1 pseudogene is annotated in these 262 nt (G+C 69.1%); it reads right to left on the bottom strand.

Going from position 1 to position 262, the window contains the following annotated elements:
- A pseudogene (locus tag ADK57_RS18810) lies at nt 1-262 on the bottom strand (NDP-hexose 4-ketoreductase); the annotation flags it as partial.

Raw genomic sequence — 262 nt, 5'->3', positions numbered from 1 at the left:
GACCAGCGCCTCGTCCGTGATCGAGACACGGTGGTGGGCCTCGTACCGGTCACGCAGACCCTTGAGGATCTCGATCGTGTGCGGCAGCGACGGCTCCGCGACCTGGATCGGCTGGAAACGGCGCTCCAGCGCCGCGTCCTTCTCCAGGTGCTTGCGGTACTCGTCAAGTGTGGTGGCGCCGATGGTCTGGAGCTCACCGCGGGCCAGCATCGGCTTCAGGATCGAGGCCGCGTCGATGGCGCCCTCGGCGGCACCCGCACCG

It is taken from the genome of Streptomyces sp. MMG1533 (genome assembly GCF_001279775.1).
Classification (GTDB): domain Bacteria; phylum Actinomycetota; class Actinomycetes; order Streptomycetales; family Streptomycetaceae; genus Streptomyces.
This window is presented reverse-complemented; position numbering and strand designations above follow the sequence as displayed.